Here is a 23,949-nt window from a genome sequence, read left to right as displayed (position 1 = left end):
TTAGGAGCTAAGCAGATTTACGATTTTTCTAAAAAACTAGTACTCTCGTTTGTGTATTCTTTGTAGAAATTCGTTGAGGTATTAATAGGTAGAATAGGAGAGATGATACTTGGGTTTGAGCATCGTTTTGAATTTTTGCAAGATGCTTATAGACCTTGGCATAGTAATAAGTATATTTTTAGAACTGGATTAGAAAGTGAGTCTATTGCACGTTTAAATAAATTAGTTGAGAAATACGTGAGAAAATTGAGAAGGGTTGCAGGTTGTATTTTGATAATATATAAATGTGGTACTTGATAATGATGTTTCATGGGGAGTTGTAGCAGAAGAATTGATTTATGGTATACATCAATTAGTGGCTAAATAATCATATTAAGTGAATTTTATATTTGATATTTAGTTGTTTAAACAATATAATGAAATATAAAAATAAGGAAAATTAGATGTTAAAGTTGTGTATGGTATTGGGTACAATATGCACATTGTTTTTTGGTTGTGATCAAAAAGGTTTTCGGGGAATTGGTTTAAGCAGGTTAGAGAAAGATAGTCTAAATTCAAATTTTGCAGGTGTAAGATTACCATTTTTGGTTGGTGATAAGGAAAATGGTGAGTTGCAATTAGTCTCTAAGTTAAAGGAGGCTTTTGAAGATATTTCTGGGGTTGCAAGTGTAAAATCTGCAAGAGAGGCAAGTGAGCAAGCAGGTGTTGAGGCAGTTTCAGGTTTGGAGAAGCGTTCTGTGGATTTTGAGCAAGAAGTCCCGACTTTGGTAAGAGGTTATGAAGAGAATTATAGAAATTCAATAGATTTTGAAACAGATATTTGGAATGAGATCACTCTACAAAGGAAACCAGGTACCATAAAAGAAGCTCTTGAACAATGTAAAGAGTTAATGAAGTATTTTGATAGTGGTAAAATCAATTTTGATGAAAATCGGGTTTTGGCTCTTAATTTATTCGGACTTCCAAAATTAATATTCGTTGAGGTTTTACCTTCAATCGAGAGTCGTTTTACGTTGAAACATTCAATTGAGTATGCTTGTAGAGCTGTTTGGTATAGGGAAAATGCCGTATATGCATTGTTATTGGGAGCTGAGCAAATTGCTGATACTTATCAAAAATCAGGATATTTTTATGATTTGTTTTGGCGTAGATCTTTTGAGATCTTGATAGATAGAGTAGCAGAGATGATGGTTGGGTTTGATGAGTATTTTGATTTGGTTCAAGGTGATGATCAGCTTTCGCATAATAGGAGGTATATTCTTGAGAATATTACAAATTTTAGATCGATATTCTATTTAATTAGGGAACTTAAAGAATATTTTCAAAAATTAAGAAAGGTTGCGGATTGTATCTTTGATAATATATTAAATGTAGTGCTTGATAATGGTGTTTTGGGAGGAGTTGAAGCAGAAGATTTTTATAAGGTTTTTGATAGAATGAATAAAGATCCAGGGATTCAAAAAGCAATAGATATTGTGGTAGAAGCTAAGAAGAAAGCAATTTTTCATTTTGATGTGATATTTAGTGATTATCGTTTGAAAAGATTATCTAAAGCGCATCATAAGGTGTACTGGTGATGTTGGATTGCGGGATAGTTTTATGTGTATTTAATGATTGGTTTAATTTGTAAATAAAATATTAAAAGTAGTAAGTGTTTCAAAGCTACAATAGTTGTAATTTATTTTAATTCTTCAAGTCACATAAATATATTATAAGTGTGACTTTTTTTTAATAAATAAAATTATTATTCTATTTGTTTGTTTGATTATCAAAACTATGTCTTTTTTATATTGGATATTTTTTTCAATATATTTAAATAATAATCTTATATTTTAATTGTGTGGTATACTTATCTTAATGAAGAGGGTTTTATTTGACTTTTAATAATTCTGCATTAATGCTTGTAGACATTCAAAATGATTTTTTGGAGTTGGGAGCACTTGCTGTTCCGAATGGTAGAGAAATTGTTCCTTTAATTAATAGACTTCAAAATTGTTTTAATTATGTTATTGCGACTAAAGATTGGCATTCTGAAAATCATATAAGTTTTTTAAGTGAAACTAATTGTAATGGTTGGCCTAAGCATTGTGTGCAAAATACTTGGGGAGCAGAATTCCCAGAAGATTTAGATGTTCGAAAAATTAATGCTGTTTTTTTAAAAGGACAGGATCAGAATTATGATAGTTATAGTGGATTTTTTGATGATTGTAATAAAAAAAGACCTACAGGTCTTTTGGAATATCTTAGAACCAATGGAATTGATGTGGTGTTTATAGCAGGTTTGGCATTGGATTTTTGTGTAAAAGAAACTCTAATTGACGCTCATAATCTGGGATTTAAAACTTATTTGATAGTTGATGCTACACGAAGCATTTCTCCTTCTCCTGAATTGATAATTATGGAACTTAAGGAGCTTGGGATATTGACTTGTTTTGCAAAAGATATTTTAAGTAATTGTGGTTTGCTTTAAAGAAATATTATATATATATTTTTTTATTTTTTTTACTGTAATAAGTAAACTATAGATTGCCAATTTTTATATTGGATTTTATTGGGTTTTGTATTAAATGTTATATTATTAATGCCGGTGACGAATTAAGTTGATTGGAGTTAATGTTTTAAAAGTTATAATTTTGTAGTAAAATAGAAACTTGTTATTTATGAGTGTAATGATAAATCTTATGACTATTATTATTTGCTCGGTCATTACTTTTACTAGTTGTAGTGTAGACGAGAAAAATAATCTAAGTGGCCGATTTTCTGAGGATGATTTGGATAGGGTCATAGATGGTGATGATTCTGACGAAGATAAGATTCAAAAAGACGATGATGTGTGGCAATATTCTAAGGATCTTCAGGAGCAGACGGACAATAAGCATGTTTGTGATAAAAATGTTAGTGATGAAGTAGTTAAAGAAGAGGTTTTTGAAGCATCTGAAACTGTACAACAAGTTATCATAGAAAATGTTTTAGAAGTAGAAAAGTTAGACGATTATTTATTGCAAAATAATGCATTTTCTCCCATGCAGGGTAGCATAGATTATGTGAGTGAACGAATTATTGCTGATAAAATTTCTCAAGATAGTGATTTATTATCAAAAATGATATCGCAAAAAGGCTTATTAGTAATTTATAGAATGCTATTTCAAACTGATTTAACTGAAAATCAAAAAGAGGCATTAGAATTTTTAGAGAAAGCTTTGGCTAATAAGGTTGATAGGTTATATAAGATTTTTACTTTAGATGAAGACGAAATTAGAAATATGCTTGATATAATGAGTGTCAATTTGAATAAAATAAGAGAATTTGTATCTTCTAATGAACTTGTTTTAGAGCTTGATGCTTCGGGTGATGAAGAGGTAGCAGTTAAGAGTGATGGTGAAGTAAGAGTAGAATATACAGAAGTCAAGCGTGGACTTGAAGGAGAAATTGATCCTTCATTGGATGATTATTCGTTTATGATAAATGCTTATTTTAATGATCATGATGATATTAGATCTATTGTAGAGAGTATTAATTCTATTGAAATTGTGGTACCGTAGCTTTAAGTTTTTAGAAATAAAGAAGGATATCTTGAGTATACGGTTTTAAGTTTTTTTATAAATATAAATCAGTTTATAATTTATATATGTTTGGATTAATATGTATAATTATGTATGATATATTAATGATTAGATTGTTTATTTTATTCTTACTTGTTAGAGGGTTTGTTATATGAAAAATATGAAAAAAATTAAGTTTCCTAAGAAAAAAAAATTAAAAGCCTCTGATATGGATATTGACGAATTTATTGCTCAAGTTGACTATACTACTATGCAGTTAGATAGGGAATTTAAAGCGTTCCAAAGGCAGTATGGTGAAGATAAAAATCTTGATGATTGGATGGTGCATATGGAGAGAGAAAACCAGATTAAAAGTCAACAAATTCAAGAGAAAACTGATGGTTTAAGTTCACGTTTTGCAAGAAAACTGAGTAGGGCTATTAAGAAGGATTAATAGTCTTTAAGTGGTGGTCTATTTAAATTTTGTTTTAGGGATTATAAAAATTTTCAATTAATTTTTTTTTAGGTTTGTCTAAGTCATATTAAGATATGATTTATTTTTTTACATTAAAGGGGAAAAGTTTATGCTTAAGTATAAAATTTATTAATGTGTATTAATATTGTTGATATGATTTGATGTTTAGCTTACAAGGAGGTTAATTATGGTGAGAATTATGAAAAATGTTTTTTTTGTTGCTTTGCTTGTTATGTTTAGTTGTAATCATAATAAGTTTATCAAACCATCATCTGGGCTTATACAAGAGTATGCTTTGGTGAATTTTGGGGGTCAGAAATATTATTATGTGGAAGAATTTCCTATTAATTTTGAGTTGATATTTAAGTTTGTAGATAGTCAAACTAAATCTACATCCAGTAGTCAAGTTACACCACTGCCTGGAGGTTATCAGGAGGTAAGACATTCTAGTAGTACTGGCTTAGGGAAAAGCAATGAGGCACATATTGGAAAAGTTAGTGTATTGGTTAATTCAAAGCATGTAGGAAAATCGGGTATTAAGACTTTAAAAGAACTTAATGAATCTTTAAAGAAAGACAGTTTGGGTTCTTTAGATGTTAAATTTGCTTTTGTTGTTGATTTGGATAAGTCATTGTTAAAGAGAAGCCTGATTGGGGATGAATTTGTGATGTTGAATTATAAAGAGCTTGGTGTTTTTAAAGACGCTCTCAAAAATACAAGCAGCAATAATGATAGTATCAATTTCACTTTAGCTCTTTATAATGAAGGTCCTTTTGATTCTAAGCCTAAATTGTCTTATAAAACATATGATAAGTATGACAATTCTTTAAAGAAATTTACTTATGAGAGTAAACATAAAGATGGAAATGAGTTTTATTTTGAAATTAAAGGTAGTGTAGCAAGTTTTGCAAGTATGTTGGAAAATATTGTTAACAGGATTAAGGCAGGATTATAATAACCCTTAATTAAATGAATTTTTTAAAGGGTAAATACTCTTAAAGCCTTACTATATCTTTGATATATATGAACTTATAAGCAATGATTGGTAATTTTGCAAACGATTGTTGCTTATAGTTATAACATTTGATGTCTAAATTTATATAACTGTAATTTTATTTATTGCATTTATTTAATTTTAGTATTTGCAATGTAATTAATATTGATTTTAAGTATACTTAGTTAAAGCATAATGTATATAATTATTTAAGATTTAATAATTGTATTTTGAGTTTGATCTTTAGTTTGATCAATTGAAGTTATTTTTTTATATTTATCAAAAAATACTATAGGAGTTAAATTTGAGTAAAAGTAGCGAAACATTAATATCTCAGATTAAAAATAATAATCTTGATTATAAGACAGAGATTATGGCTGGGATTACAACATTTTTAAGCATGGCGTATATAATAGTGGTCAATCCGTATATACTCTCTAGTACAGGGATGCCTTTGGGAGCATTGGTAACAGCGACATGCTTAACAGCAGGGTTTGCCACTATTTTGATGGGATTTTATACTAATACTCCTTTGGCCTTAGCATCTGGGATGGGGATTAATGCGTTTTTTGCATTTTCTGTTGTAAAGGGTATGAATATACCTTGGGAAGTTGCTTTGGGTGCAGTGTTTATTGAAGGTGTTATTTTTATTATTTTGTCACTATCAGGGATACGTGAGGAAATTGTAAATTCTATACCAGGGAATTTAAGATGTGCTATTACTGTTGGTATAGGTTTATTTATTGCGTTTATAGGATTTGTCAATAGTGATATTATAGTAAAAAATGAGGCTACATTAGTGGGTCTTGGTCATCTTATGAATTTCAAGGTTTTGCTTACAGTACTAGGTATTATTGCGATACTTATCTTTGAATTTAAGATGGTTAGGGGGAGCATATTATGGTCAATGTGTGTCGTTACTTTAATAGCATGGTGTTATGCTGCTTTAAATAGAGATGTTGCTTTGAGTATGGGTATTAAATTACCAGATGGGTTTTTTAGGTACGAATCAGTTTCTCCTATATTTAATAAGTTGAGTTTTGATAATGTGCTCGGTAATAATTTTTGGAGTTTTGTGTTTATAGTATTTGTTTTATTATTTAATGATTTATTTGACACTGTTGGAACCTTGGTAGGAGTTGCATCAAAGGGTAATTTGACTGATAGTAATGGTAAGATACGTAATGCTAATAAAATATTATTAGTTGATGCGCTTGCTACAACTTTTGGAGCTTTTTTAGGCATGTCTCCTGTAACTACCTATATTGAAAGTTCAACGGGTATAGCAGAGGGAGGAAGAACGGGGTTTACGTCAATTGTTACAGGTCTTTTGTTTATATTGGCGGTATTTTTTGCACCCTTGTTTGTTGCTGTTCCTGTTAGTGCAACATCGGCTACTTTGATATATGTGGGATTTTTTATGTGCAAAGAAATAAAAAATATTGATTTTTCACATGTTATAGAAGCCATTCCAAGTTTTTTAATTTTATTTTTAATTCCTCTAACTTATAGCATAGCTGCGGGGATAGGAATAGGGATAATTTTTTATGTGATTATAAGTATTCTGTATAGTTTAATTACTAGGGAATGGGTAAAGATTTCTCCCACTATGTTTTTATTATTTTGTATTTTTATTTTAAAGTTTATATTTTCTCATTAATCAGAGCCAGAGATTTTAAAATTCGTTCTTTAATCATTATTGTTTATAATTAAGGAACGAATAAAGAGTGATTAAATCTTTAAGAATGAAAAAGAGTCAATGTCAAATAATCCTTTATCATTTATTTTTAAGTGAGGTATCACCGTCAGTGACATAAAAGATAGGGTCATAAATGGATGCTCCAGATTGGAACCCAAAATGTCTTTACAGAAATTTTCTAATTGAATGTATTTTATTGCCACTTCGTTGGGTGGAAGCATACTCATTAAACCGGAAATTGGCAAGTCTAACATTAAAGTTTGTGTATTGTTTAATGCACACAATCCTCCTTTGTTTTTGATAATAATGTTTGCTACTTTGCATAAATATTCATCGTTGGTGCCAATAATGATAATGTTATGAGAGTCATGAGCAACCGTGCTTCCAATAGCGCCATCTTTAATTCCAAAATTTTTGATAAAACCAATTGATATTTTATTATTGTTGTATCTGTTTATTACTGCTATTTTTAAAATGTCTTCATTGATATTAGATTGAAAATCTGGAGCTAATAGACTGCTGTTTATAATAGTTTTGTGAGTTATAATTTGATTGTCAATGCAATTTATTATTGGTATAGTTTTACTTTTTGTAAAGAATTTGAAGTCTGTAGTGGATTTTTGACTGCAATTAAAATTGTTGATAAGATTTTCGCTTAGCAGTGGAATATGTGATTTTCCATTGCTAAATACTAATTTACCGTTGATATAAGTTTGATCAATTTTAAAGCTTTTTAGATCTTGAGTGATAATAAAATCGGCAGGATCTCCAACTCTAAGCAACCCAACTGGAATTTTATAGTGCATGACAGGATTAATACAAGCTATTTTTAGTACATCAAAAAAATCATGACCCTGTTTTATTGCACGTGCAACTATTGAGTTTATATGTCCATTAATGAGGATGTCAGGATGTGCATCGTCAAGACAAAACATTAAATGATCTTTGTATTTGCCTGATTCTTCGCTAATTAGAGGGTGCAGGGTATTAAAATTTTTAGCTGCACTTCCTTCTCTAATTAAAATTTTCATTCCTAGCGATAATTTGTATCGTGCATCTTCTATTGTTGAGCATTCATGGTCGGTGCTAATTCCTGCAGATGTGTAATTTAAAGTTTCTGTTTGTGTTAGATTTGGTGCATGTCCATCAATGACTTTATTGTACTTTATTGCAGAATAAATTTTATTCATTACTTGAGGATCTTTGTTTATGACACCATTAAAATTCATCATTTCAGACAAGTAATAAATGTCGTCTCGTAAGAGTAATTGATCCACATCTTTGTCATCTAATACATGTCCTGATGTTTCAAATTCTAAAGGTAATGCTGGGACACAAGAAGGTGCTCCAAAAAAAATTTTAAAGTCTATTTTATTTGCATTTTTTATCATGAAATTGATACCATCAATACCGTTTACATTTGCTATTTCATGTGGGTCGCTTATTGTGGCTACGGTTCCGTGTTGTACTACCAAGTGAGCAAAATGAGATGGAATTAGTAACGAGCTTTCTATGTGTATGTGCGAGTCAATAAATCCTGGTAATATGTACTCTTTGAAAGACTCGTTTGTTTTTTCTATTTTGAATATAATTCCATTTTTGATTGTTATATTGGCAGGATAGATTTTTTTGTTAAAAATATCAATGTAATTTGTTTTGATTATGAATGAATTCATTGTTTGTCCTTGAAATTAGTTTTTCTATTATGTTACAGCAATATTCGTTGTATTCATCATATATAAGTTAAAATTAATTAACTTGTGATTAATTTTAACATCAATACGTTTTATTTGAAGTAATTTAGGTATTAATTATATTGTTAAATTTTGTGGTAGTTTGAATTTATTATAAATAATTTATGTATTATAAGTGTTTTTAATTGAAAAATATGGAAACAGTGTTAATTATTATTTATTAATATTTTTAAAAGGGGATTTAAGAATTAAAAATAGATTAATATGAAATTAATGAGGAGTTTTTGAGTGAAGTTTAGTAATAAATATTTCATGTTTATGTTGATTTTTTTATTAGCTTTTTCTAATGTGTATGCTGCTTCAAATAAAGATAGTAGTGTTTTGGTAATATTTGCTATGGAATCTGAGGCCGATGAATTTAATAAGTTCATATCTGGTAAGGAAGAAATAGTGTTTAAAGATTATGGTGTTAATAAAAAAATTGTTAAAGGTAAGGTATTCAATTGGAATGTTATTTCTGCTATTGTAGGAATTGGTAAGGTAAATACAAGTTTGTGGACCAGTTATCTTTTGTCCAAGTATAATATAAGTCATATAATTAATTGTGGAGTTGCTGGTGGAGTTGATAATCCTAAACTTAAGATGAAGAATTTGAAGGTGGGAGACATAGTGGTATCTTCAGAAGTTGCTTATCATGATTTTGATTTGGTTAAATTTGGGCATAAAGTTGGACAGGTGCCAGGATTACCACAGAAATTTAGTGGCGATAAAAAATTGCTTGAAAAAGCTTTGAAAGCTATTAAAACAAAGCTTAAAAGTGTTAATGGATATTCGGGATTAATGCTCTCAGGAGATCAATTTATAGACCCAGCTTATATTACAAAGATTATGTCAAATTTTGAAACTGTGTTGTCAGTAGATATGGAGGGTGCAGCATTGGGGCATGTTGCTCATGTTTTTAATATTCCTTTTATAGTTGTTAGATCCATATCTGATATTGTAAATAATGAAGGTAATGATGTTGAATATCACGAGTTTCTTAAAGTGGCAACAGTGAATGCAGCTATTATGGTACAAGAAATCTTAAGATTACTTTAATTTATGTATAATTGATACACTATTTGTTAGGTGATTGATATGAAGTTTGCGTTAGGATATAGTTTATATGAAGTTGAGGTTAATTAAAGAAAGATATTTTTTGTTATATTGTAAAAAGTAATTTCTAGATTTAAATTAGATACGTTAACTTGTTTTATCGTTACTTAGTAAGTATGGGTATCAATTTGTGTTTTTCTTGTTATTAAAAGATTGCATAAATATTTGGTTTTTGTTAAATTTGTATCTAAAATGCGCTTTAGAGGAATTTGTAGTGAGTAATAATGCATTGGTAATCTTGGATTTTGGTTCTCAGTATAGTCAACTTATTGCAAGAAAAATTAGAGAGATGGGTGTATATACAGTAATATTTCCGTATTTTATTTCTGCAAGAGAAATTCAAGATATGCATCCTGTGGGTTTAATTTTAAGTGGTGGTCCTGCTTCTGTTTATTTAGATGGTGCTCCTATTGTTGATATTGATATTTTTGATTTGGGTATTCCTGTGTTGGGAATATGTTATGGCATGCAATTGATTGTGAAATTGTTTGGAGGAGTCATTCATAAATGCGATAATCAGGAATTTGGGCATACTGAGTTGTTTATTGATGATAATGATTCTGATTTATTTTTAGAGCTTCCAAGTAAGTTGGAAGTGATGATGAGTCATGGAGATAAGATTGAAAAAGTTCCAGAGGATTTTAAACAAATTGCTTATACTAATGTTTGTATTGCAGCTATATTGAATTTAAGGAAAAAGATTTATGGTTTGCAATTTCATCCAGAGGTAAGTCACCTTCAAGCTGGGAATCAAATACTCAAGAATTTTGTTTTTGAAATTTGTAAAGCACAGATAAATTGGGATTTGAGTAAGAATATAGATGATTTGGTTGAAGGTATCAAACATCGCGTAGGTGATAGTAAGGTAATTTTGGGACTTTCTGGTGGTACAGATTCTTTGGTATGTGCTTTGCTAATTAATAAGGCTATAAAGAATAAGTTGATATGTGTGTTTATTGATACTGGCTTGTTGAGAAAGAATGAAGTTAAAGAAATATTGGAATTTGATCAAAAATATAATTTGAATATGAAACATATTGATTCTTCTTTGGTGTTTTTAGATAATTTGCAGAATGTAGTTGATCCTGAAGAGAAGAGGAAAATTATAGGAAAAACATTTGTAGAAATTTTTGAAAATGTAGCATCGGAAGATAGTGATATAAAATTTTTAGCTCAAGGAACTATTTATTCGGATGTTATTGAATCTGGTGCTCAAAGTGGTGCTTTTTCATCACATATTAAGTCACATCATAATGTAGGTGGATTGCCAGATAAAATTAATTTAAACTTATTAGAACCGTTAAGAGAACTTTTTAAAGATGAGGTAATTCAGTTGGGAGCTCAATTGGGTATTGAAGAAAATGCTCTCTATAGGCATCCATTTCCAGGGCCAGGATTGGCAATAAGAATAATTGGTGAAATAACTAAGGATAAGATTAATATTTTGCAGGAAGCTGATAATATCTTGGTAGAAGAACTTTTGATAAATAATTTGTATTATAAGGTAAGGCAAGCATTTGTTGTTTTACTTCCTGTAAGATCTGTTGGTGTAATGGGAGATAATCGAACGTATGAGTATACAGCTGTGATTCGATGTGTTAATACTCTAGATTTTATGACCGCTAATTGGGTTGAATTGCCTTATAATTTTTTGAGGAAAGTTTCATCAAGAATAATTAATGAGGTTAGAGGCATCAATAGAGTTTGTTATGATATTTCTTCTAAGCCTCCAGCTACGATAGAATGGGAATAATCAAATGAGGAGAATGAATTGATATGATAGATAAGATAGTAAAAGAAGCTTTGACTTTCGATGATGTTTCTTTAATTCCTAGGAGATCATCTGTATTGCCTAGTGATGTTAATTTAAAGACAAACTTAACAAGAAATATATTTTTAAATATACCTTTTTTAAGTTCGGCTATGGATACAGTTACAGAAAGTCGCATGGCAATAGCTATGGCTAAAGAAGGTGGGATAGGTATTATACATAAAAATATGACTATTGAAGTTCAAAGGAAAGAGGTAGAAATAGTAAAATCTTATCATCGTACTGGAATTATAAGGAATCTTATTACGATTAATGAGGATACTGATATCAGAGAGGCTAAAAGATTGATTGCAAAGCACAATATTTCTGCATTACCTGTTGTGGATAAAACGGGTAAGGTATTGGGTTTGGTAACTAGCAGAGATATTAGGTATATTACTGATGACAATATTCCTGTAATTAATGCAATGACTAAGAACTTAATTACAGCGAAAGAAGATGTTACCTTATTGGAAGCTAAAGAGATTTTATTTAGGCATAAAATAGAGAAATTACTTATTGTTGATGATGTGAATAATTTAAGAGGTTTAATAACTTGCAAAGATATAGATCATGTTGAGCATCAGGAATATTTTCCAAATGCATGTAAAGATATTAATGATAGATTGATAGTTGGAGCAGCTGTTTCTACTGATATTGATACTCTAGAGCGTGTTGAAGAATTAGTTAAAGCAGATGTTGATGTTATTGTTGTTGATTCTGCACATGGACATTCTACTAAAGTAATTGAGGTTGTAAGAAAAATTAAGAGTAAGTATCCAAATTTGGATGTTGTTGCAGGCAATATAGTGACTAAAGAGGCAGCTCTTGATTTAATTGATGCAGGCGCAGATTGTTTAAAAGTGGGAATAGGTCCAGGGAGTATATGTACAACAAGAATAGTTGCGGGAGTTGGGGTTCCACAACTGACAGCAATTAGTGATGTCTTTAAGGCTTGTAAAAATACAAATACTTGCATTATAGCAGATGGTGGCATTAGGTTTTCGGGAGATATAGTTAAAGCAATTGCGGCGGGAGCTGATAGTGTAATGATAGGGAATCTTTTTGCTGGTGCTCATGAATCTCCTTCAGAAGAAATAGTTTATGATGGCAAAAAGTTTAAGGTTTATGTTGGGATGGGCTCTCTTGCTGCTATGGCTAGGGGTTCTAAATCTAGATATTTTCAATTTGAAAGCAAAGATTCTCCTGGGAAATTGGTTCCTGAAGGTATTGAGGGGATGGTTCCTTATGCTGGTAAATTAAAAGATATTATTTTTCAGTTAAAGGGGGGCTTAATGTCTGGAATGGGCTATTTGGGAGTTGAAACGATATTAGAATTAAAGAAGGATGCTAAGTTTGTAAAAATAAGCTCTGCTTCATTAAGGGAATCTCATACTCATGATGTTTTGGAGAATCAAAAATTTATAGTTTGATTTTGTTATTTCTAAATATATCTAAGTTTTATAGTATTCATAATTTTTTTGATCTTTTTATAAAAAAAGTGTTTATTTGATTGTGTTGTATTAATAATAATTATTTGTATTTGTTATTTTTATTTTTTTGTTGAATTGAAGATTGTTAGGTTTATTATTGATTTTGCAATGAATTAATTTAAAAATAAATGTCTTTATATAATATTATGTGATAAAAGCTTTATGTATAGTTTAATTTTTAATTCTCTTATAAGAGATCTTAGGTTATTTTAATTGATAATATATTCTTGATTATTGCTATTTTGGAAGTAAAATGTTGTACGAAGAGTTTTAATTTTAGAAAGGAGGACAGGGATGGTTAGGTATAATATATTTCTATTATTTATATTAATTTCTATAGTATCATGCCGAAATTCTGCTGGAGTATCTCAAGATGGGAAAAATTTAGGTGGTGATGTAAGAAATGGTTCTGGCATAAAGAATGGTCTTATTGTAGGAGGTAGTAATGGTATTGCTGAATCAGGAGCTGGAAATTATGTTGATAAATTAAGTCAAGATGATATTAATAAGTTGAAAACTTTTGTTATAATATCTGAAAGATATGCAAAATCGTTTGGTTTTCTTGTTCAGGCATATCTTGGAATTTATAATTCGCTTAAAAGTTATTTGTATTGTATAAATGTTTTTGGTAATTGTGATAAAGATAAGTTAACTAAAGATTCCAAAGATATTATTGTTAAAATGGAGCGTGATAATATTGTTTATCAATTTGAAAGGCTTTTAAATTATGTTAAAGGTTATAATCCTATGATTTTGAGAGATTCGATTAAACAACTTAAGAGTGTTTTTGACAATAATGTTAATTATGCTTTGAAAGGTGATGATGTAAAAATGAAACAGGTTGTTGATGTTGTTCAGTTGGTAGTTAATGCTTATGAAAAGATTGTTGATACTTCTGTGGTTATGTATGCTGATATGTTTTCTGCTGTAGCATCTGAATGTTCTTCTAAAAGATTTGCTAAAATTTCTCAAAATTTTGCCCAAAGTATTAAATTGTGTATGGAAAAAAATTATTTAGGTAATGCTTTGTTGGTTCAAATTATGCTTTCTACTTTTGAATCTATTTTTCTAAGGAAAGGAGATATTGGTAATGTTAAAAAAGAAGCACAAAAATTATTTCGTTATAGAAAAGGCAAAGAATTATTTGATTCTATTGATGAACTTTATGTTGCGTATCATATAGCAAGGTTTAATTAGGCTGTAATGAATTTGTTAAATATTTTATAAGCTTATTGTTGAGATAAATGATATGAGTAAAATTTAATTTTACTTTTATTATATGTGTTATACGAGACTTTTAATGAGGAATATTTGCGATTAGTATAATTGGCAGATATATATATAAGTGCAAAATATAGTTATTAAAGAGTTATTAAAGATAAAAATTGATCATTTTTTTAATTCGTAGTTTATATTGATAGATAAAGAGAAGAAATATTGGATTATATATGTGGTGTAATGAGTAGTTTTATTTAATGGGTATTAGTTTGTAAGATATTATATTGTTAATGAATTAATATTTATATTAAGTAAAAATATGTGTGTGATTTATATTGATTGAATTTATTTTTTGTTTGTTGATAAAGTTGCGTAAGCACGATTAAGTAAAAGAATGTGTCTTGAATGGAGTAATAGAATATTCATATTTTGAAAATTGTATTAAAATTAAGAGGTTAAATTATAGGATATTTAAACAATAATTAAAAAATATTAAAATCAAAACACTTGGTTGAGGGATTCATTTATACTAATAACAAATAAACTAGTTTATTTGTTATTAGTATAAATGAATCCCTCAACCAAGTGTTTTGATTTTAATATTTTTTAATTATTGTTTAAATATCCTATAATTTAACCTCTTAATTTTAATACAATTTTCAAAATATGAATATTCTATTACTCCATTCAAGACACATTCTTTTACTTAATCGTGCTTACGCAACTTTATCAACAAACAAAAAATAAATTCAATCAATATAAATCACACACATATTTTTACTTAATATAAATATTAATTCATTAACAATATAATATCTTACAAACTAATACCCATTAAATAAAACTACTCATTACACCACATATATAATCCAATATTTCTTCTCTTTATCTATCAATATAAACTACGAATTAAAAAAATGATCAATTTTTATCTTTAATAACTCTTTAATAACTATATTTTGCACTTATATATATATCTGCCAATTATACTAATCGCAAATATTCCTCATTAAAAGTCTCGTATAACACATATAATAAAAGTAAAATTAAATTTTACTCATATCATTTATCTCAACAATAAGCTTATAAAATATTTAACAAATTCATTACAGCCTAATTAAACCTTGCTATATGATACGCAACATAAAGTTCATCAATAGAATCAAATAATTCTTTGCCTTTTCTATAACGAAATAATTTTTGTGCTTCTTTTTTAACATTACCAATATCTCCTTTCCTTAGAAAAATAGATTCAAAAGTAGAAAGCATAATTTGAACCAACAAAGCATTACCTAAATAATTTTTTTCCATACACAATTTAATACTTTGGGCAAAATTTTGAGAAATTTTAGCAAATCTTTTAGAAGAACATTCAGATGCTACAGCAGAAAACATATCAGCATACATAACCACAGAAGTATCAACAATCTTTTCATAAGCATTAACTACCAACTGAACAACATCAACAACCTGTTTCATTTTTACATCATCACCTTTCAAAGCATAATTAACATTATTGTCAAAAACACTCTTAAGTTGTTTAATCGAATCTCTCAAAATCATAGGATTATAACCTTTAACATAATTTAAAAGCCTTTCAAATTGATAAACAATATTATCACGCTCCATTTTAACAATAATATCTTTGGAATCTTTAGTTAACTTATCTTTATCACAATTACCAAAAACATTTATACAATACAAATAACTTTTAAGCGAATTATAAATTCCAAGATATGCCTGAACAAGAAAACCAAACGATTTTGCATATCTTTCAGATATTATAACAAAAGTTTTCAACTTATTAATATCATCTTGACTTAATTTATCAACATAATTTCCAGCTCCTGATTCAGCAATACCATTACTACCTCCTACAATAAGACCATTCTTTATGCCAGAACCATTTCTTACATCACCACCTAAATTTTTCCCATCTTGAGATACTCCAGCAGAATTTCGGCATGATACTATAGAAATTAATATAAATAATAGAAATATATTATACCTAACCATCCCTGTCCTCCTTTCTAAAATTAAAACTCTTCGTACAACATTTTACTTCCAAAATAGCAATAATCAAGAATATATTATCAATTAAAATAACCTAAGATCTCTTATAAGAGAATTAAAAATTAAACTATACATAAAGCTTTTATCACATAATATTATATAAAGACATTTATTTTTAAATTAATTCATTGCAAAATCAATAATAAACCTAACAATCTTCAATTCAACAAAAAAATAAAAATAACAAATACAAATAATTATTATTAATACAACACAATCAAATAAACACTTTTTTTATAAAAAGATCAAAAAAATTATGAATACTATAAAACTTAGATATATTTAGAAATAACAAAATCAAACTATAAATTTTTGATTCTCCAAAACATCATGAGTATGAGATTCCCTTAATGAAGCAGAGCTTATTTTTACAAACTTAGCATCCTTCTTTAATTCTAATATCGTTTCAACTCCCAAATAGCCCATTCCAGACATTAAGCCCCCCTTTAACTGAAAAATAATATCTTTTAATTTACCAGCATAAGGAACCATCCCCTCAATACCTTCAGGAACCAATTTCCCAGGAGAATCTTTGCTTTCAAATTGAAAATATCTAGATTTAGAACCCCTAGCCATAGCAGCAAGAGAGCCCATCCCAACATAAACCTTAAACTTTTTGCCATCATAAACTATTTCTTCTGAAGGAGATTCATGAGCACCAGCAAAAAGATTCCCTATCATTACACTATCAGCTCCCGCCGCAATTGCTTTAACTATATCTCCCGAAAACCTAATGCCACCATCTGCTATAATGCAAGTATTTGTATTTTTACAAGCCTTAAAGACATCACTAATTGCTGTCAGTTGTGGAACCCCAACTCCCGCAACTATTCTTGTTGTACATATACTCCCTGGACCTATTCCCACTTTTAAACAATCTGCGCCTGCATCAATTAAATCAAGAGCTGCCTCTTTAGTCACTATATTGCCTGCAACAACATCCAAATTTGGATACTTACTCTTAATTTTTCTTACAACCTCAATTACTTTAGTAGAATGTCCATGTGCAGAATCAACAACAATAACATCAACATCTGCTTTAACTAATTCTTCAACACGCTCTAGAGTATCAATATCAGTAGAAACAGCTGCTCCAACTATCAATCTATCATTAATATCTTTACATGCATTTGGAAAATATTCCTGATGCTCAACATGATCTATATCTTTGCAAGTTATTAAACCTCTTAAATTATTCACATCATCAACAATAAGTAATTTCTCTATTTTATGCCTAAATAAAATCTCTTTAGCTTCCAATAAGGTAACATCTTCTTTCGCTGTAATTAAGTTCTTAGTCATTGCATTAATTACAGGAATATTGTCATCAGTAATATACCTAATATCTCTGCTAGTTACCAAACCCAATACCTTACCCGTTTTATCCACAACAGGTAATGCAGAAATATTGTGCTTTGCAATCAATCTTTTAGCCTCTCTGATATCAGTATCCTCATTAATCGTAATAAGATTCCTTATAATTCCAGTACGATGATAAGATTTTACTATTTCTACCTCTTTCCTTTGAACTTCAATAGTCATATTTTTATGTATAATACCTATCCCACCTTCTTTAGCCATAGCTATTGCCATGCGACTTTCTGTAACTGTATCCATAGCCGAACTTAAAAAAGGTATATTTAAAAATATATTTCTTGTTAAGTTTGTCTTTAAATTAACATCACTAGGCAATACAGATGATCTCCTAGGAATTAAAGAAACATCATCGAAAGTCAAAGCTTCTTTTACTATCTTATCTATCATATCAATTCATTCTCCTCATTTGATTATTCCCATTCTATCGTAGCTGGAGGCTTAGAAGAAATATCATAACAAACTCTATTGATGCCTCTAACCTCATTAATTATTCTTGATGAAACTTTCCTCAAAAAATTATAAGGCAATTCAACCCAATTAGCGGTCATAAAATCTAGAGTATTAACACATCGAATCACAGCTGTATACTCATACGTTCGATTATCTCCCATTACACCAACAGATCTTACAGGAAGTAAAACAACAAATGCTTGCCTTACCTTATAATACAAATTATTTATCAAAAGTTCTTCTACCAAGATATTATCAGCTTCCTGCAAAATATTAATCTTATCCTTAGTTATTTCACCAATTATTCTTATTGCCAATCCTGGCCCTGGAAATGGATGCCTATAGAGAGCATTTTCTTCAATACCCAATTGAGCTCCCAACTGAATTACCTCATCTTTAAAAAGTTCTCTTAACGGTTCTAATAAGTTTAAATTAATTTTATCTGGCAATCCACCTACATTATGATGTGACTTAATATGTGATGAAAAAGCACCACTTTGAGCACCAGATTCAATAACATCCGAATAAATAGTTCCTTGAGCTAAAAATTTTATATCACTATCTTCCGATGCTACATTTTCAAAAATTTCTACAAATGTTTTTCCTATAATTTTCCTCTTCTCTTCAGGATCAACTACATTCTGCAAATTATCTAAAAACACCAAAGAAGAATCAATATGTTTCATATTCAAATTATATTTTTGATCAAATTCCAATATTTCTTTAACTTCATTCTTTCTCAACAAGCCAGTATCAATAAACACACATATCAACTTATTCTTTATAGCCTTATTAATTAGCAAAGCACATACCAAAGAATCTGTACCACCAGAAAGTCCCAAAATTACCTTACTATCACCTACGCGATGTTTGATACCTTCAACCAAATCATCTATATTCTTACTCAAATCCCAATTTATCTGTGCTTTACAAATTTCAAAAACAAAATTCTTGAGTATTTGATTCCCAGCTTGAAGGTGACTTACCTCTGGATGAAATTGCAAACCATAAATCTTTTTCCTTAAATTCAATATAGCTGCAATACAAACATTAGTATAAGCAATTTGTTTAAAATCCTCTGGAACTTTTTCAATCTTATCTCCATGACTCATCATCACTTCCAACTTACTTGGAAGCTCTAAAAATAAATCAGAATCATTATCATCAATAAACAACTCAGTATGCCCAAATTCCTGATTATCGCATTTATGAATGACTCCTCCAAACAATTTCACAATCAATTGCATGCCATAACATATTCCCAACACAGGAATACCCAAATCAAAAATATCAATATCAACAATAGGAGCACCATCTAAATAAACAGAAGCAGGACCACCACTTAAAATTAAACCCACAGGATGCATATCTTGAATTTCTCTTGCAGAAATAAAATACGGAAATATTACTGTATATACACCCATCTCTCTAATTTTTCTTGCAATAAGTTGACTATACTGAGAACCAAAATCCAAGATTACCAATGCATTATTACTCACTACAAATTCCTCTAAAGCGCATTTTAGATACAAATTTAACAAAAACCAAATATTTATGCAATCTTTTAATAACAAGAAAAACACAAATTGATACCCATACTTACTAAGTAACGATAAAACAAGTTAACGTATCTAATTTAAATCTAGAAATTACTTTTTACAATATAACAAAAAATATCTTTCTTTAATTAACCTCAACTTCATATAAACTATATCCTAACGCAAACTTCATATCAATCACCTAACAAATAGTGTATCAATTATACATAAATTAAAGTAATCTTAAGATTTCTTGTACCATAATAGCTGCATTCACTGTTGCCACTTTAAGAAACTCGTGATATTCAACATCATTACCTTCATTATTTACAATATCAGATATGGATCTAACAACTATAAAAGGAATATTAAAAACATGAGCAACATGCCCCAATGCTGCACCCTCCATATCTACTGACAACACAGTTTCAAAATTTGACATAATCTTTGTAATATAAGCTGGGTCTATAAATTGATCTCCTGAGAGCATTAATCCCGAATATCCATTAACACTTTTAAGCTTTGTTTTAATAGCTTTCAAAGCTTTTTCAAGCAATTTTTTATCGCCACTAAATTTCTGTGGTAATCCTGGCACCTGTCCAACTTTATGCCCAAATTTAACCAAATCAAAATCATGATAAGCAACTTCTGAAGATACCACTATGTCTCCCACCTTCAAATTCTTCATCTTAAGTTTAGGATTATCAACTCCACCAGCAACTCCACAATTAATTATATGACTTATATTATACTTGGACAAAAGATAACTGGTCCACAAACTTGTATTTACCTTACCAATTCCTACAATAGCAGAAATAACATTCCAATTGAATACCTTACCTTTAACAATTTTTTTATTAACACCATAATCTTTAAACACTATTTCTTCCTTACCAGATATGAACTTATTAAATTCATCGGCCTCAGATTCCATAGCAAATATTACCAAAACACTACTATCTTTATTTGAAGCAGCATACACATTAGAAAAAGCTAATAAAAAAATCAACATAAACATGAAATATTTATTACTAAACTTCACTCAAAAACTCCTCATTAATTTCATATTAATCTATTTTTAATTCTTAAATCCCCTTTTAAAAATATTAATAAATAATAATTAACACTGTTTCCATATTTTTCAATTAAAAACACTTATAATACATAAATTATTTATAATAAATTCAAACTACCACAAAATTTAACAATATAATTAATACCTAAATTACTTCAAATAAAACGTATTGATGTTAAAATTAATCACAAGTTAATTAATTTTAACTTATATATGATGAATACAACGAATATTGCTGTAACATAATAGAAAAACTAATTTCAAGGACAAACAATGAATTCATTCATAATCAAAACAAATTACATTGATATTTTTAACAAAAAAATCTATCCTGCCAATATAACAATCAAAAATGGAATTATATTCAAAATAGAAAAAACAAACGAGTCTTTCAAAGAGTACATATTACCAGGATTTATTGACTCGCACATACACATAGAAAGCTCGTTACTAATTCCATCTCATTTTGCTCACTTGGTAGTACAACACGGAACCGTAGCCACAATAAGCGACCCACATGAAATAGCAAATGTAAACGGTATTGATGGTATCAATTTCATGATAAAAAATGCAAATAAAATAGACTTTAAAATTTTTTTTGGAGCACCTTCTTGTGTCCCAGCATTACCTTTAGAATTTGAAACATCAGGACATGTATTAGATGACAAAGATGTGGATCAATTACTCTTACGAGACGACATTTATTACTTGTCTGAAATGATGAATTTTAATGGTGTCATAAACAAAGATCCTCAAGTAATGAATAAAATTTATTCTGCAATAAAGTACAATAAAGTCATTGATGGACATGCACCAAATCTAACACAAACAGAAACTTTAAATTACACATCTGCAGGAATTAGCACCGACCATGAATGCTCAACAATAGAAGATGCACGATACAAATTATCGCTAGGAATGAAAATTTTAATTAGAGAAGGAAGTGCAGCTAAAAATTTTAATACCCTGCACCCTCTAATTAGCGAAGAATCAGGCAAATACAAAGATCATTTAATGTTTTGTCTTGACGATGCACATCCTGACATCCTCATTAATGGACATATAAACTCAATAGTTGCACGTGCAATAAAACAGGGTCATGATTTTTTTGATGTACTAAAAATAGCTTGTATTAATCCTGTCATGCACTATAAAATTCCAGTTGGGTTGCTTAGAGTTGGAGATCCTGCCGATTTTATTATCACTCAAGATCTAAAAAGCTTTAAAATTGATCAAACTTATATCAACGGTAAATTAGTATTTAGCAATGGAAAATCACATATTCCACTGCTAAGCGAAAATCTTATCAACAATTTTAATTGCAGTCAAAAATCCACTACAGACTTCAAATTCTTTACAAAAAGTAAAACTATACCAATAATAAATTGCATTGACAATCAAATTATAACTCACAAAACTATTATAAACAGCAGTCTATTAGCTCCAGATTTTCAATCTAATATCAATGAAGACATTTTAAAAATAGCAGTAATAAACAGATACAACAATAATAAAATATCAATTGGTTTTATCAAAAATTTTGGAATTAAAGATGGCGCTATTGGAAGCACGGTTGCTCATGACTCTCATAACATTATCATTATTGGCACCAACGATGAATATTTATGCAAAGTAGCAAACATTATTATCAAAAACAAAGGAGGATTGTGTGCATTAAACAATACACAAACTTTAATGTTAGACTTGCCAATTTCCGGTTTAATGAGTATGCTTCCACCCAACGAAGTGGCAATAAAATACATTCAATTAGAAAATTTCTGTAAAGACATTTTGGGTTCCAATCTGGAGCATCCATTTATGACCCTATCTTTTATGTCACTGACGGTGATACCTCACTTAAAAATAAATGATAAAGGATTATTTGACATTGACTCTTTTTCATTCTTAAAGATTTAATCACTCTTTATTCGTTCCTTAATTATAAACAATAATGATTAAAGAACGAATTTTAAAATCTCTGGCTCTGATTAATGAGAAAATATAAACTTTAAAATAAAAATACAAAATAATAAAAACATAGTGGGAGAAATCTTTACCCATTCCCTAGTAATTAAACTATACAGAATACTTATAATCACATAAAAAATTATCCCTATTCCTATCCCCGCAGCTATGCTATAAGTTAGAGGAATTAAAAATAAAATTAAAAAACTTGGAATGGCTTCTATAACATGTGAAAAATCAATATTTTTTATTTCTTTGCACATAAAAAATCCCACATATATCAAAGTAGCCGATGTTGCACTAACAGGAACAGCAACAAACAAGGGTGCAAAAAATACCGCCAATATAAACAAAAGACCTGTAACAATTGACGTAAACCCCGTTCTTCCTCCCTCTGCTATACCCGTTGAACTTTCAATATAGGTAGTTACAGGAGACATGCCTAAAAAAGCTCCAAAAGTTGTAGCAAGCGCATCAACTAATAATATTTTATTAGCATTACGTATCTTACCATTACTATCAGTCAAATTACCCTTTGATGCAACTCCTACCAAGGTTCCAACAGTGTCAAATAAATCATTAAATAATAAAACAAATACTATAAACACAAAACTCCAAAAATTATTACCGAGCACATTATCAAAACTCAACTTATTAAATATAGGAGAAACTGATTCGTACCTAAAAAACCCATCTGGTAATTTAATACCCATACTCAAAGCAACATCTCTATTTAAAGCAGCATAACACCATGCTATTAAAGTAACGACACACATTGACCATAATATGCTCCCCCTAACCATCTTAAATTCAAAGATAAGTATCGCAATAATACCTAGTACTGTAAGCAAAACCTTGAAATTCATAAGATGACCAAGACCCACTAATGTAGCCTCATTTTTTACTATAATATCACTATTGACAAATCCTATAAACGCAATAAATAAACCTATACCAACAGTAATAGCACATCTTAAATTCCCTGGTATAGAATTTACAATTTCCTCACGTATCCCTGATAGTGACAAAATAATAAAAATAACACCTTCAATAAACACTGCACCCAAAGCAACTTCCCAAGGTATATTCATACCCTTTACAACAGAAAATGCAAAAAACGCATTAATCCCCATCCCAGATGCTAAGGCCAAAGGAGTATTAGTATAAAATCCCATCAAAATAGTGGCAAACCCTGCTGTTAAGCATGTCGCTGTTACCAATGCTCCCAAAGGCATCCCTGTACTAGAGAGTATATACGGATTGACCACTATTATATACGCCATGCTTAAAAATGTTGTAATCCCAGCCATAATCTCTGTCTTATAATCAAGATTATTATTTTTAATCTGAGATATTAATGTTTCGCTACTTTTACTCAAATTTAACTCCTA

General features: G+C 29.4%; 18 protein-coding genes. 12 read left to right on the top strand and 6 right to left on the bottom strand.

Annotation, left to right across the window (positions count from 1 at the left end; all coding sequences use genetic code 11):
• The first annotated feature begins 102 nt into the window (after positions 1-102).
• The 7 genes from U881_RS0106175 to U881_RS0106145 all read left to right on the top strand — a co-directional run bounded on the left by U881_RS0106175 (position 103) and on the right by U881_RS0106145 (position 6,671).
• Entirely contained in the window at positions 103-297 is a 195-nt protein-coding gene (locus tag U881_RS0106175; protein ID WP_024653665.1) for a hypothetical protein, read from the top strand.
• A gap of 146 nt (positions 298-443) precedes the next feature.
• On the top strand, positions 444-1,577 hold the full coding sequence (locus U881_RS0106170; protein WP_024653664.1) for a hypothetical protein: 1,134 nt from the start codon (positions 444-446) through the stop codon (positions 1,575-1,577).
• A gap of 296 nt (positions 1,578-1,873) precedes the next feature.
• On the top strand, positions 1,874-2,470 hold the full coding sequence (locus U881_RS0106165) for a nicotinamidase (RefSeq protein WP_024653663.1): 597 nt from the start codon (positions 1,874-1,876) through the stop codon (positions 2,468-2,470).
• Between the two features lie 190 nt (positions 2,471-2,660).
• The gene (locus tag U881_RS0106160) at positions 2,661-3,542 is read left to right on the top strand and encodes a hypothetical protein (RefSeq protein WP_024653662.1); all 882 of its coding nucleotides are present in this window, start codon (positions 2,661-2,663) and stop codon (positions 3,540-3,542) included.
• Between the two features lie 172 nt (positions 3,543-3,714).
• Positions 3,715-3,996 carry a hypothetical protein gene (locus U881_RS0106155; protein WP_024653661.1) on the top strand — a complete coding sequence of 94 codons (282 nt, stop codon included), beginning with the start codon at positions 3,715-3,717 and terminating at the stop codon, positions 3,994-3,996.
• Positions 3,997-4,204: 208 nt separating this feature from the next.
• The gene (locus U881_RS0106150; protein ID WP_024653660.1) at positions 4,205-4,972 is read left to right on the top strand and encodes a hypothetical protein; all 768 of its coding nucleotides are present in this window, start codon (positions 4,205-4,207) and stop codon (positions 4,970-4,972) included.
• Between the two features lie 343 nt (positions 4,973-5,315).
• Entirely contained in the window at positions 5,316-6,671 is a 1,356-nt protein-coding gene (locus U881_RS0106145; protein ID WP_024653033.1) for an NCS2 family permease, read from the top strand.
• A gap of 71 nt (positions 6,672-6,742) precedes the next feature.
• On the opposite strand, the gene ade (U881_RS0106140) is transcribed toward U881_RS0106145, so the two are convergent.
• Positions 6,743-8,386: an adenine deaminase gene (gene ade / locus U881_RS0106140; RefSeq protein WP_024653034.1), complete on the bottom strand. Its 1,644-nt coding sequence runs from the start codon at positions 8,384-8,386 to the stop codon at positions 6,743-6,745.
• A 336-nt stretch (positions 8,387-8,722) separates the two neighbouring features.
• On the opposite strand from ade (U881_RS0106140), the gene U881_RS0106135 reads away from it, so the two are divergent.
• The 4 genes from U881_RS0106135 (at position 8,723) to U881_RS0106120 (ending at position 14,059) form a co-directional block, all read left to right on the top strand.
• Positions 8,723-9,502 carry a 5'-methylthioadenosine/adenosylhomocysteine nucleosidase gene (locus U881_RS0106135; protein ID WP_235048115.1) on the top strand — a complete coding sequence of 260 codons (780 nt, stop codon included), beginning with the start codon at positions 8,723-8,725 and terminating at the stop codon, positions 9,500-9,502.
• Between the two features lie 271 nt (positions 9,503-9,773).
• On the top strand, positions 9,774-11,312 hold the full coding sequence (gene guaA / locus U881_RS0106130; protein WP_024653036.1) for a glutamine-hydrolyzing GMP synthase: 1,539 nt from the start codon (positions 9,774-9,776) through the stop codon (positions 11,310-11,312).
• A gap of 23 nt (positions 11,313-11,335) precedes the next feature.
• A complete protein-coding gene (guaB, locus tag U881_RS0106125; protein WP_024653037.1) occupies positions 11,336-12,802 on the top strand; it encodes an IMP dehydrogenase in 1,467 nt (488 codons plus the stop codon).
• Between the two features lie 354 nt (positions 12,803-13,156).
• Positions 13,157-14,059 carry a hypothetical protein gene (locus tag U881_RS0106120; protein WP_024653038.1) on the top strand — a complete coding sequence of 301 codons (903 nt, stop codon included), beginning with the start codon at positions 13,157-13,159 and terminating at the stop codon, positions 14,057-14,059.
• 1,134 nt (positions 14,060-15,193) lie between these two features.
• On the opposite strand, the gene U881_RS0106115 is transcribed toward U881_RS0106120, so the two are convergent.
• The 4 genes from U881_RS0106115 to U881_RS0106100 form a co-directional block, all read right to left on the bottom strand.
• A complete protein-coding gene (locus U881_RS0106115) occupies positions 15,194-16,096 on the bottom strand; it encodes a hypothetical protein (protein ID WP_024653038.1) in 903 nt (300 codons plus the stop codon).
• Positions 16,097-16,450: 354 nt separating this feature from the next.
• On the bottom strand, positions 16,451-17,917 hold the full coding sequence (gene guaB / locus U881_RS0106110; RefSeq protein WP_024653037.1) for an IMP dehydrogenase: 1,467 nt from the start codon (positions 17,915-17,917) through the stop codon (positions 16,451-16,453).
• Positions 17,918-17,940: 23 nt separating this feature from the next.
• Entirely contained in the window at positions 17,941-19,479 is a 1,539-nt protein-coding gene (guaA, locus tag U881_RS0106105) for a glutamine-hydrolyzing GMP synthase (RefSeq protein ID WP_024653036.1), read from the bottom strand.
• Between the two features lie 271 nt (positions 19,480-19,750).
• Positions 19,751-20,530, bottom strand: a complete 780-nt coding sequence (locus U881_RS0106100) for a 5'-methylthioadenosine/adenosylhomocysteine nucleosidase (RefSeq protein WP_235048115.1) — start codon at positions 20,528-20,530, stop codon at positions 19,751-19,753.
• A 336-nt stretch (positions 20,531-20,866) separates the two neighbouring features.
• Here U881_RS0106100 and ade (U881_RS0106095) point away from each other — a divergent pair, with 336 nt between their 5' ends.
• Positions 20,867-22,510, top strand: coding sequence for an adenine deaminase (gene ade / locus U881_RS0106095; protein ID WP_024653034.1), 1,644 nt, complete (start codon positions 20,867-20,869; stop codon positions 22,508-22,510).
• Between the two features lie 71 nt (positions 22,511-22,581).
• On the opposite strand, the gene U881_RS0106090 is transcribed toward ade (U881_RS0106095), so the two are convergent.
• On the bottom strand, positions 22,582-23,937 hold the full coding sequence (locus tag U881_RS0106090) for an NCS2 family permease (RefSeq protein ID WP_024653033.1): 1,356 nt from the start codon (positions 23,935-23,937) through the stop codon (positions 22,582-22,584).
• Between the last annotated feature and the right edge of the window lie 12 nt (positions 23,938-23,949).

The organism is Borrelia persica No12, from assembly GCF_000500045.1.
GTDB lineage: Bacteria > Spirochaetota > Spirochaetia > Borreliales > Borreliaceae > Borrelia > Borrelia persica.
The sequence above is the reverse complement of the archived record's forward strand: the minus strand, read 5'-3'. Positions and strand labels throughout refer to the sequence as shown.

Bases quoted from the DNA above. Each gene is read 5' to 3' on its own strand.
- U881_RS0106175 (WP_024653665.1), top strand. From the start codon at position 103: ATGATACTTGGGTTTGAGCATCGTTTTGAATTTTTGCAAGATGCTTAT.
- U881_RS0106170 (WP_024653664.1), top strand. From the start codon at position 444: ATGTTAAAGTTGTGTATGGTATTGGGTACAATATGCACATTGTTTTTT.
- U881_RS0106160 (WP_024653662.1), top strand. From the start codon at position 2,661: ATGAGTGTAATGATAAATCTTATGACTATTATTATTTGCTCGGTCATT.
- U881_RS0106155 (WP_024653661.1), top strand. From the start codon at position 3,715: ATGAAAAATATGAAAAAAATTAAGTTTCCTAAGAAAAAAAAATTAAAA.
- U881_RS0106150 (WP_024653660.1), top strand. From the start codon at position 4,205: ATGGTGAGAATTATGAAAAATGTTTTTTTTGTTGCTTTGCTTGTTATG.
- ade (WP_024653034.1), bottom strand. From the start codon at position 8,386: ATGAATTCATTCATAATCAAAACAAATTACATTGATATTTTTAACAAA.
- U881_RS0106135 (WP_235048115.1), top strand. From the start codon at position 8,723: ATGTTGATTTTTTTATTAGCTTTTTCTAATGTGTATGCTGCTTCAAAT.
- guaB (WP_024653037.1), top strand. From the start codon at position 11,336: ATGATAGATAAGATAGTAAAAGAAGCTTTGACTTTCGATGATGTTTCT.
- U881_RS0106120 (WP_024653038.1), top strand. From the start codon at position 13,157: ATGGTTAGGTATAATATATTTCTATTATTTATATTAATTTCTATAGTA.
- U881_RS0106115 (WP_024653038.1), bottom strand. From the start codon at position 16,096: ATGGTTAGGTATAATATATTTCTATTATTTATATTAATTTCTATAGTA.
- guaB (WP_024653037.1), bottom strand. From the start codon at position 17,917: ATGATAGATAAGATAGTAAAAGAAGCTTTGACTTTCGATGATGTTTCT.
- U881_RS0106100 (WP_235048115.1), bottom strand. From the start codon at position 20,530: ATGTTGATTTTTTTATTAGCTTTTTCTAATGTGTATGCTGCTTCAAAT.
- ade (WP_024653034.1), top strand. From the start codon at position 20,867: ATGAATTCATTCATAATCAAAACAAATTACATTGATATTTTTAACAAA.